The organism is Marinobacter sp. UBA3604 (genome assembly GCF_002375325.1).
GTDB classification, from domain to species: domain Bacteria; phylum Pseudomonadota; class Gammaproteobacteria; order Pseudomonadales; family Oleiphilaceae; genus Marinobacter; species Marinobacter salarius.
Map to the genome: position 1 here is coordinate 26,676 of NZ_DFMB01000035.1, position 10,555 is coordinate 37,230.

Annotated in this window: 12 protein-coding genes; 1 reads left to right on the forward strand and 11 read right to left on the reverse strand. The window is 54.2% G+C overall.

What is annotated here, in order from left to right; all coding sequences use genetic code 11:
* Nucleotides 1-9: 9 nt before the first annotated feature.
* From B2590_RS09875 to B2590_RS09895, 5 genes are all read right to left on the reverse strand, one after another.
* The gene (locus B2590_RS09875; protein WP_286749670.1) at nucleotides 10-1,317 is read right to left on the reverse strand and encodes a TRAP transporter large permease; all 1,308 of its coding nucleotides are present in this window, start codon (nucleotides 1,315-1,317) and stop codon (nucleotides 10-12) included.
* Nucleotides 1,317-1,835, reverse strand: a complete 519-nt coding sequence (locus B2590_RS09880; RefSeq protein ID WP_127401882.1) for a TRAP transporter small permease — start codon at nucleotides 1,833-1,835, stop codon at nucleotides 1,317-1,319. Before B2590_RS09880 ends, B2590_RS09875 begins: the two co-directional genes overlap by 1 nt.
* A gap of 66 nt (nucleotides 1,836-1,901) precedes the next feature.
* The gene (locus B2590_RS09885) at nucleotides 1,902-2,867 is read right to left on the reverse strand and encodes a TRAP transporter substrate-binding protein (protein WP_286811561.1); all 966 of its coding nucleotides are present in this window, start codon (nucleotides 2,865-2,867) and stop codon (nucleotides 1,902-1,904) included.
* 53 nt (nucleotides 2,868-2,920) lie between these two features.
* The gene (locus B2590_RS09890; RefSeq protein ID WP_041333820.1) at nucleotides 2,921-3,736 is read right to left on the reverse strand and encodes a putative hydro-lyase; all 816 of its coding nucleotides are present in this window, start codon (nucleotides 3,734-3,736) and stop codon (nucleotides 2,921-2,923) included.
* 66 nt (nucleotides 3,737-3,802) lie between these two features.
* Nucleotides 3,803-4,735, reverse strand: a complete 933-nt coding sequence (locus B2590_RS09895; protein ID WP_199448298.1) for a LysR family transcriptional regulator — start codon at nucleotides 4,733-4,735, stop codon at nucleotides 3,803-3,805.
* Nucleotides 4,736-4,871: 136 nt separating this feature from the next.
* Here B2590_RS09895 and B2590_RS09900 point away from each other — a divergent pair, with 136 nt between their 5' ends.
* Nucleotides 4,872-5,003: a hypothetical protein gene (locus B2590_RS09900; RefSeq protein ID WP_286847931.1), complete on the forward strand. Its 132-nt coding sequence runs from the start codon at nucleotides 4,872-4,874 to the stop codon at nucleotides 5,001-5,003.
* 3 nt (nucleotides 5,004-5,006) lie between these two features.
* Here the strand turns inward: B2590_RS09900 and B2590_RS09905 are convergent, their stop codons facing one another.
* The 6 genes from B2590_RS09905 to B2590_RS19265 form a co-directional block, all read right to left on the reverse strand.
* A complete protein-coding gene (locus tag B2590_RS09905; protein WP_036208639.1) occupies nucleotides 5,007-5,243 on the reverse strand; it encodes a hypothetical protein in 237 nt (78 codons plus the stop codon).
* A 147-nt stretch (nucleotides 5,244-5,390) separates the two neighbouring features.
* Nucleotides 5,391-7,034 carry a hypothetical protein gene (locus B2590_RS09910; RefSeq protein ID WP_286811560.1) on the reverse strand — a complete coding sequence of 548 codons (1,644 nt, stop codon included), beginning with the start codon at nucleotides 7,032-7,034 and terminating at the stop codon, nucleotides 5,391-5,393.
* Nucleotides 7,035-7,165: 131 nt separating this feature from the next.
* Entirely contained in the window at nucleotides 7,166-7,972 is an 807-nt protein-coding gene (locus tag B2590_RS09915) for a hypothetical protein (RefSeq protein ID WP_227664013.1), read from the reverse strand.
* Nucleotides 7,973-8,065: 93 nt separating this feature from the next.
* Entirely contained in the window at nucleotides 8,066-8,479 is a 414-nt protein-coding gene (locus tag B2590_RS09920; RefSeq protein WP_278366832.1) for a hypothetical protein, read from the reverse strand.
* A 257-nt stretch (nucleotides 8,480-8,736) separates the two neighbouring features.
* Nucleotides 8,737-9,915 (reverse strand): hypothetical protein, encoded by a 1,179-nt coding sequence (locus B2590_RS09925; RefSeq protein WP_041333826.1) that lies wholly within the window; start codon nucleotides 9,913-9,915, stop codon nucleotides 8,737-8,739.
* Between the two features lie 484 nt (nucleotides 9,916-10,399).
* Entirely contained in the window at nucleotides 10,400-10,555 is a 156-nt protein-coding gene (locus B2590_RS19265) for a porin (RefSeq protein WP_286847933.1), read from the reverse strand.

Sequence of the window (10,555 nt, forward strand, 5' to 3'; positions counted from 1 at the left end):
GAATGTGCGCTAGCCTCGGCTCATGGTCTGAGGGAGGTAGGTGACAATTTCCGGGAACCAGCCGATCAGAAACAGTGCCGCCATGATCAGCAGGAAAAAGGGGAGCGCGGCCCGGGCAACGTAGAGGATGTCTTTCCCGGTCAATGCCTGGATCACGAACAGGTTAAAACCCACCGGCGGTGTGATTTGTGCCATCTCAACCACCAGAACAATAAAGATGCCAAACCAGAGCATGTCGATGCCGGCCTGCTGGACCATGGGCATGACCACGGCGACGGTAAGAACCACCACGGAAATGCCATCCAGGAAACAGCCCAGTAGAACGAAGAGGGCAGTCAGGCAGACAAGCAGTTCGAAAGAAGAGAGCGACATGCTGCCAATCCATTCCGCCAACTCTCTTGGAATGCCGAGAAAGCCCATGGACAAGGTGAGAAAATGCGCGCCCACCAGAATCAGGCCAATCATGCAGGAGCTCTTGACCGCGCCCAGCAGGCTTGCCTTGAAACTGTCGGCGTTCAGGGAACCGGTGACAGCCGCCAGCAACAGGGCACCAAAAACGCCGAGGGCGGCAGCCTCAGTGGGTGTGGTAAAGCCGGCATAGATCGAGCCAAGCACAAATACGATCAGGCCCACGATGGGAAGCAGCATTCGCAGTGCCTTGATCTTGGCTGAGAACGAGATGTGCTCTTTCTTATGCTTGGGCATCTCATCCTTGTTCAATGTCGCCCACACCATGGTGTACCCCATAAACATGACCACCAGCATGAGGCCAGGAAGGGCGCCGGCGATAAACAGACGGCCGATGGACACTTCGGCCGCCACGCCGTAAACGATCAGAATAATAGACGGTGGTATCAGCAGCCCAAGGGTGCCGGAACCGGCAAGGGTACCGACAGCCATGCGGTCGCTGTAACCCTGAGCCTTGAGCTCGGGCAGGGTCATGCGGCCAATGGTGGCCGCCGTGGCCGCTGACGAACCGGAAACCGCCGCAAATATACCGCAGCTGAGAATGTTTACGTGCAGCAGCTTGCCCGGTAAACCACCCATCCAGGGTGACAGTCCCTTAAACAGGTCCTCGGACAAGCGAGTACGGAACAAAACCTCGCCCATCCAGATGAACATCGGCAGTGCGGTCAGAGACCAGCCGGTGCTTGCGCCCCAGCTGGAGGTTGCGAACAGAAGGCCGATCTGGTCGTTGCCGGACAACAATAGCCCGAGGACGCCAATGCCGACCAAGGTCAGTGATACCCATACGCCAAGCGCGAGCATCAATATCATGGAGGCAGCGAGGGCGATGGAGAGCAGCGTGGTATCCATCAGATTTCCTCCAGATTGACGTCACTTTCGTGTTGTTGGTAGGAAGGCACACGTTTACGCAGCACCGCGATGAGGTCGTCCAGGATCGCGATGGTAAGCGCTAACGTGCCCAGCCCTACCGGGATCTGAGGAATCCAGATCGGAATGGGAATGTAGCCGTGTGAGACCTCCTCGAAAACGTAGGACTCCCAAACCATGTGCCAGCAATAGAACGTCATGAAGCACGCAAGGCCGAGGCCAAGTATGAGTACCGCCAGTTCCTGAACGAACCGCGCCCGGGCCGACCACTTCTGGATAACCAGGGTCACCCTGATATGGCCACCTTCATGGAAGGTGTAGGCAAGCCCGAAAAACGTAGAAGCAGCGAGAGCGTACCCGGACACATTTTCAGCGGAAGGGATGATGAAGCCGAACAGGCGGCCAACAATCTGCACCAGAATCACGACCATGATCAGTGCAATGCAGAACCCCGCTGCGTAACCAGATGCCAGGTAAAACTTGTCTCGAAGGGTACTCATGGAAGATGCCTCCCAAGGCGGCTTTCCCGCTGGAATACCAGGGGAAAGCGTCTTGTGAATGGACCATTAACGGTAGTTTTGCAGAATAGCGCCGACTTCCTTCGGAGCTTCTTCTTCCCATTCCTGGATCATGATGTCGCCGATCTTCTGGAATTCCTGCATCAGTTGTTCGGATGGCTCGGATACTTCGATACCGTTCTCTGCCAGCGTCGCCGTGTCTTCGGCGGCGGTTACTCGAACGCCCTCCCAGCCCTTCGTTTCGGCTGCCGCGGCGGCGTCGAGAATGACCTGTTGTTGTTCCTCACTCAGGCGGCGAAAGGCGCGTTTGTTGACAACGACAACGTTCTTGGGAATCCAGGCTTTGATGTCAGTGTAGTGAGAGAGGTAATCCCAGGCCTGGCCGTTGGCGCCGGTGGATGGGGAGGTAATCATCGCGTCAATGATGCCAGTGCTGAATGCCTGGGGGATCTCAGGTACCTGAACGGTGGTTGGGGTGGTGTTCATGAGATCAGCCAGCCGTGAAGTGGACGGGCTGTAAGCGCGCATCTTCAGACCTTCCAAGTCGCTCATGGTGTTGACCGGAGCCTTTGTATACAGGCTCTGGGCTGGCCATGGCACGGTGTAAAGAAGTTTCAGGCCCTCTCTGTCGAGTTGTTTTTCCACCTCCGGTTTTGCAGCTTCCCAGAGTGCTTTGGCGTCGTCAAAACTGGTCGCCAGAAACGGGATGTTGTCGTGTTTAAACACCGGATGGGTGTTGCCCATGATGCCGATGAAGATCTCCCCCAGTTGAACCTGCCCTGTGCGGACGGCCCGCGGGATTTCCGGATGTTTGATCAGTGAGGCGCCGGAGTGGACGGTGATGTCTATCTCGCCGTCGGTGCCCGCCTTTATGTCCTCAGCGAACCCGTAGGCAATCTTGGTTGGAAGGTTGGCGTCGCCATACGGCGTTGGCATATTCCATTGGGCAGCGTTAGCTGCATGAGCCAGGAAGGCCCCGACCAAAAGAGTGGCTGTTGCAAGTTGTTTGAACATATCGATTCTCCCGTTCTCTTGTTGTTGTTGCTTTGTGAGTGAGCTTGCAGTGGCTAGAGCACGGCCAGCTCTTCATTGAGCCGCTCGGTTAGCAGCATTTTTCCCGGTACGTGGGTGATCGCGATCGGGGGACATGCGTTTTCCAGGGCAATCTGCGGAGTAACCCCGCAGGCCCAAAACACCGGTAGTTCGTCGCTGCCGATGGCGACGGCGTCACCAAAGTCAGGGGTGTTGATGTCCGTGATTCCAATCAGCGCCGGGTCGCCAATATGTACCGGGGCGCCGTGCGCTTTTGGTAACCTGGTTGTGATCTGAATCGCTCGGATGGCATCTGCGGCCCGGAACGGCCGCATGGACACCACCATGTTGCCGTAGAAACGCCCGGCGGTTTGTGTCTCAATGTTCGAGCGATACATGGAGACATTCCGTCCCTGCTCGACGTTTCTGATGGACAGTCCGGCACGGATCAAAGCGTCCTCGAACGAAAACGAGCAGCCGAGTACGAATGTTACAAAATCGTTGCGCCATAAATCGCGAATGTCATTGGCTGTCTCCGCCCGTTCACCATTGCGGAATACCTGGTACTCGGGGATGTCAGTCCGGATGTCCAGCGCTCGTCCAAGGCCCGGTAGTGAGGGTTCTCCGACCTGGGAGACGCCAATAAGCGGGCAGGCCACGGGATTGTTTTGGCAATAGAGAAGAAAATCGTTCGCCCAATCGGCCGGCAGGATAACCACATTTCCCTGGACCAGGCTCTGGGCCTTGCCACTGGTAGTTGCCGTGTAAGCACCGGAACGAATGTGTGAGCGAAGCAAGGATAATTGCTCAAGCAGGCCTGCCTTGAAGTCTGAATATTCGCCGGTATTCATCTCGGGTACCCCTGATTGAATTTATTACGCGGTTGTAGTTCAGGTTATCCCTATTGGCGAAAATGTCTAATTATGGTTTTTTGGGTTTGCTGATAAGTTTCCGTGATCACTTCGTTGCGCGTACTGTTCGGAAACTTTGACTGCCAGGTTGGCCGCCAGTTCGGCGATCGCGTTGGAGGGAGCGCTGGGATAGGAGGCTGTAAATGCCAACTCAGACGGAGTCCAGGCGGCGTCGAGCCTCATCAGGCGACCGTTTTTCAGTCCATCGGCAATCACGCTCAGTGGGAGTGCAGACACGCCGATGCCATCCAGCGTCAGGCGGCGGCACGCCGCCAGCGAGCTCGATGAGTAGAAGCGGGCGGGCAATTCGTCCAACTCGCTGAATTTCTGACTGATTTCCGCAAACGGTTTGGTGTTCCTGGCATACGTGATGATTGGCCACTGGGCCAGTTCCTCAAGCTCCAGTTTCCGGTCCGGGAGTTTCAGTGCGGGACTCGCCACCCAGATCAGTGGAAAGCTGCACAGGTTCAGGTTTTCAATTTTCGGTTCGGAAACGGGGCCCATCAGAAAGGCGAGGTCAAACGTTCTGTCCAACAGGCCACTACGAAGATTCCCGGTCACGTCGACGGTGATCTCGACATCCAGGTTCGGGGTATTTTCGCTCAGCTCGCGGAAAAAGTAAGGCAGCCAGGTATGGACGATGGTTTCGGAAACGCCCAACCTGAGGATGCCAGACAGCAAAGCGACCCTGTCTGCTCGCTTACGGAGTTGCTGGGACATAGAGACGATTTTCTCGGCATAGGGCAACAACGCCTGTCCCCGGGTGGTCAACATCGTACGGCCGGAATCGCGATCAAACAGCGTTACGCCCAATTCCTCTTCAAGAGCCGCTATGCGATTGGAGATCGCGGGCTGAGTGGTGTTTTGTCGCTCGGCCGTCTTGCGAAAACTCCCAAGGGTGGCTACCCAGATAAAGGTTTCCAGATGTTTGAAGTTCATGGGCTACGCTGTGCAATGGAAGACGGAACACCTATCGATAGTGAGTGATAAGCGCTTGTTGATACTGGAAGCTTAGTACAGGTTAGCCAAACGCATAAAAGCTCTGGCCCCTTTGAACTGACCCCTCATCGTAAACATGTCTGAAGTGGCTATTCTCGGTGTTTCGGAAGCGGCGATGGGGCCGGTCTGGGATGGTGGTGAGGATTTCCAGCCAACGCCGACCCTTCCCCTGGCAGGAAGGGCCAACGCAGCCACCCGTCGTGTATGAGTCTTAGTGGCAATCGTGCTCGTCATCACCGCCGTGGTCGTCATGCCCGTGGTGATCACTGTAATTCCTCATGTGCTCCCGGAATTTTGCCTTCTGTTTGTCCGAATCCACTGCCACGGTTTTATTGGGATAGGTTCTCGCTTCGTTAATGCGATCCGCGAGACCCCCATTGGGGCCTGATAGAGCCAACGGGCTGAGAATCAGGCCAGTCGTAAATACAATTGAAATTAACATTTTCATGGCTGCACCTCGTTTTCCATGTGTTGCAGTTCCAGTAGAGCAGGTCTGGCTGAAACAGAGCTGAAATCAGGAGCAGAAAATGCATTTAAATGATGTGTTTGATAGTCCCTGTCGTGCTTTAGTGAATCGCGATAGCGGCCCTCGGGCTCAAAGCGTTTTGGGTGTCAGAGACAGCAGTTCTGCGCCCCGCCCAGTGTCGGAATTCGCGGCGGACAGCAGGATCCATAGTTTGCCATCCTCTTGCGCCATGGCGGCGATACGCCCCTCCAGCCGATAAGGCACCGTGGATTCGATAAATCGGGTTCCGTCAAAAACCAGAGAGCCAAGCCGGTTGGTGGTGGATGTCGACGCCACTGACGAAATGGGGGTATCGCTTCTTCCATTTCGTGGGAATATCAGAAACCGCTTTTGGTTTTCCGGTCCGTTCAACAACACGGGCGATGGTTCGATGTTAACGTGAGCGACCGGGCTGAACGCCTGGCTTGGATTGAGCTCATAGCTCAGTGATGACAGCTCGGTGCCCACATTTCTTTCGGACCGGTGAATGACATTGTCCGAGCTGTTTCTGACCACTAGTGCACTGTCACTAATGGAAATGGATTCGAATTTCCCGTCACCCGTAAGGTCGGTCAAAAGCGATCCGATAACCCTGAAAGACGCCGGTAGCGACAGCGAAGGCGTGTTTTGTTGCAGGGCGTTATCGGCACTGATTGAAAATTCCCGCAGTGGCTGACCATAAAAGTCATTTCGGTTGAACGGCTGGCCAATAAGAGTCTCTGCGGTGCGATTGCCATCCAGGTCGAAGGCACCAAGCATGAAGGGTAAGTTGGTGCGAAACTCGGTGACTTGATCGCCGTCAAGCCTGAGCAACATCCCTTCAACCTTTTCGCCATCCCAGGTGGTGAGCGCCAGGAAGAGCCTGGAGCTGCCTTCGGGTTGCCACCACCTCACGGAAAGCAACCGGTTGCGGTGCGGTATGGGGAAACTGACAATTTGCTGTATCGCCTCGGCCTGATAAGAGCTGACGGTGATCCGGTCTTCGGTGCCAGCAGCAATGAGTAACTCAGGGCCGTTAACAATCAGGTCGCTGGAAATTGGTTGAGTCTCAAGCAGGGCGCGTCGTTCGGGATAGGGCAATGGTGGAAGACCCTGGCCCATATCCGCTTGGACCAATGGCTGGGGATCGAAGCCATTCTGACTGCCTTGTATCTTGTACGAGGCGATTGGCCAGTCCGGCACATGGTCCACGTTCAGCCGGGAGTCTGTATATCTGAACACCAGGCCAGAGAAGCCGTCAGGAGCGCTGGCCTCGTCTCCCGAGGAGTATCCCAGCCAATAGATGTGCGGCAGTTGGCTTCTTAGCTCTGAATACAATTCTCTGCCCTGGTCCTGGGGGTCAATAAAATAGGCATCCAGGCCCCAGAAACGCCTGACTTTCTCGCCCGTCTTTGGCGGCGCGCCCTTGATTACTCTGGCGATAGAGTGGTTTTCGTTTGCCCGCGTAATGCCAAGTAAGGCGCTTGCTTCAGACTCCAGGGTCATTTCCTCGCCGGTGGCTGGATGCGTCACTGTCTGCCCGGGGTCGGTCACTGAAAATAAATCGCCGACACTCACTCCCTGTGAGGTCCCGAGGTCGATGTAGGTGCTCCGGGTGTTCGAATCAGGGCCGGGAATGACGACACCTTGCCTGGCCTCGAAGTCGTGAATGATCTCGTCCCTGGCCAGCCCATCGGCGATGGCCGCCTGACAAAAACCGATAAGAATCACAACGGGAAGAATTTTCCTGTGCATGACCGCGCTCTCGTTGGAGTATGGATGGGTGGAGGCATATTGGCCTGGAGCTTGCGCAAAAAAAAGGGAACGCCATGACTGTGGCGTTCCCGTTAGACGTTAAAACCGAATTAAGGTTTCGGCATTACGAGTTAGAATTTATAACGGACTCGGCCCGCGATGTGAACAATATCCTCGTCAGCCTTTCCGTCCCGGATAGCGGCTTCCTCGAACGCATCCATTGCGTCTCCGGCCACCAGATAAGCCGCTTCCGCAGCAATTTCAAGACCGCTGTAGGGCTTGTACGTAAGGCGTCCCCCGAACTCAAAGCCGAGTGAGTTATCTTCACTTCCGTCGCCAAGAGTGACATCTTCAGCGAGCGCGTTATAAATGGCCATTCCGCTAACCGTGACCTGGCTGGACAGTTTGTGGTCTATCTGAACCTTGTTCAGCAGGTAGCCCTTGTCCAGAAGGTAGGGCGTTTCAGCAAAGTAATCGTCGTCCGTGAAGTTTTCCTGAAAAATCATACTTTCGTTGATATCGACGTCTGTCGCGATAAATGCGTCGAAATCTCCATCGGTGGAATTGTCGTCTCCGGAGGAGTACCAGACGGTGTAGGTCAGTGTAGTGGCGCCAAAGTCATATCCGACATCACCGCGAAGAAAATAGGCGGAAAGATCGAAGCTGTTATTCGCGCTGGCTGCACCTGACAGAGGAGTAAAGGTTACGCCCTCTATCGTGCCCGTCTGGTAAATAGCTGTGCCTTTAACAAACAGGTTGCCGCCAGAGGAGGGGCTTCTGTAGTCAAAGGTTCCGCCAACGATCGACACGTCGTATCTGGAGTTATCAGCAATCGCTTTAAGTTCGTAGCCGATGCTGTTGATGTTTCCCGTACCTTCCGAGATTTGATCGTTTCTCTGGTATAGCAAGAAGCCACCAAGCTTAAGGTTGGGACTCATTGCGCCGTCAATATTGATGGTGAAGTTGTCCGCACCGTCAAAGCCGTCATCAGCAGATTCCGCGGCGTTTTCGTTAGACGAATCACCCCGTCCTCACAAAAGCTGATAATTCCACATGTGAGACAGCGGACCCTGGGCCATCACGCCCGTTGCCGTTTCATTCCACAAATGCTGATCAACCGATACCGGTTGCAAGCCCATCTTGATTCGGTGATCGCTGTTGGATGGTACAGCGAAGTCCACGTATGCCCAGCGGGTCTCTACGTTGACGCCATCGCCTGAAAAGTCGCCACCTGAACCCTCGCCGTAGCGAATGCCACCAATTTCCGTGGCGTAGACACCTTTGACTTCATCGTTATCCGTTGCCGCTTCAAACCAGAGACGATACTTGATTTCGCCGAAATTTTCGGTTTTGCCATCGTCTTTAAGCCTGTTTTCTTTTCCCGTCAGACCGGACCCATTAAACCAGTCGCGCTGATTGCTGTAGGCCTGGAACCGATTATTCATATCACCGTGAAAATCAAATTTTGCTACCTGGACTGGACTGATACGCTATAACCCATTGCGGCGTTCGCGATAAGAATAGCCGAGCACAGCCTCGCTTTGTTGAAGTTGAGCACTTTTTTTGGCGGAAAGGTCGGAGTCTGTGACTAAATAGTCAATAGCGAAAAAAAATCCTTACCCTAAAAACCTTCGGCACCTCAACCCTAAAATATTCAGAGTCAAAGCGCCGAAGACTAGTCTTTCGCTGTCGTTACGACAGTTTAAAAGTTGTACTGAGCGGCAAACATCAACCGGCTCGCATCCCCATCGTCACCGTCAACTTCGTCGACCATGAAGTAGCTGTATTCAACACCCATGGTCACTGCTTTCGCAGGAGACCACTGGTAGTTAATCATCGCCATGGTGTTAGTTTCCTGTTTGTTACCAATGTCGGCTGAACCGGGAAGATCACGCAGCGCGTCATCCCAGTCTACCTCCACCATGCCGACGCCCGTGTTTATTGAGCGGCCACCGCCCAGGTCAAAGGACGCGCCGGCTGAGGCACCGTACCCGCTGATCAACTCAACGCTGCCTGAGCTATTAACATAGCCGTAATCTACGGCATAGTTGTCACCTGACCGGTACAGGTAGATGTCGCCACCGTTCACGTAGTTGAAAACGCCATACAGTGTCACCGTGTCTGAGGCTGCGAAGGTGAGCGCGCCAAAAGCGCCGTAACCGATTGCACTGTCATCTTGAGTGCCGGTATCGTAATCAATTTGGCGCACGAATGCGGCAGTTGAGTAGGAGATGGCACCAGCGCTATCTTCCAGGCGTGCGGTTGCAATCGGCAGACTTGTTTTCTGCTCAATGTCCGGATCGGTAGCGATGAGGCTTGCGAAATTAAAGGGCTGTTCGAGGGAGACGGACACTGGGCCGCTGGTATAACGCACCTGAGATGTCCGGAACTGGCTGCCTGCGTTGCCTGGCATGCCGTCAAACTCGAGTGTCGGGATGAAGCCAACAAAACTGTTGTAGTTTGACCAGTTTTGGCCCGCCATCACGCCCTTGTACTCGCCATACGCGTGACGAAGCCGGAGGTTGCCGTACCGAAAGCCGCCCTCAACGACTATCTTGACGCCCTGAGGAAGCGTCGCTTTCACGCCGAGCCTGCTTTGCGTCGCGTCAGCGCCGAAATAGCCAGTGGCCTCGTTGATTTCGTCTGCTCCAGTATTAATCTTGCTGAAGTCGCCCGCCCGAGTTGGTTCTGAGATGTCTTCCTCAATGTCGTAGCTGGCGTTAAGGCGGGCGTAACCGTACACTTCTATTTCGTAGCCCTTCAGATTGGTCATATGGTCGGCATCGCCCAAAATCTTCATGGCACTAGCTGGACTCGCAATGCCAAAAACCAGCAAGGAGGTTGCTGCCTGGATGGAGGTTCTCAGTTTTGATCTTTTCATTTGTTGTCTCCGAGTAATATTATTATTCGACCCGTCAACGAGGTTAGTTAGCAATCGGTAACAATTCAAATGAATTTGCATTTTATTTAGACGAAGGTCTATAAATTCTTTTCGTTGTAATATAGACATCTGCGGTTACCTGAGCAGCCCGTATTGCTGTAGTGGCTGCAGAAACCGATGGCTTCGACGTTGAGCGCGCCATGGCGCAAACGGGCACCCAGTTCGTAGTTTACGCTGATTTCCGGGTCTAGGTCGGTGTCACTGGCACCCACTCCGGGTAGCAGTTCCGTGGTGCCAGGCTGGTGTGCACCTTGGTGAGAAAATCAAAAAAAAGGGCAGAAAGATCTGCCCTAAAAACCTGAGTAACCTCTTTAACTCGGGATCGATACTATCAGGGTAGGTTGAATCCAACCTGAATTTTCAGATTATTTTTTTCAACGATCCTCGTTATTGGCGTCGAGTCAAACATAAGCTCGATCAAGGATCAGAATGCGTACTGGAACCTTGCGCGAACTTCATCTCCGCTCGCGCCATTGGCTTCTTCGCCATCCATGTAGCTCATACCCAGTCGAACATTCTTGTTGGCGTAATAGTTAACGCCCAGTGTTGTCTGCTCGCCGTCGGTCGTGGCCAGCCCCAC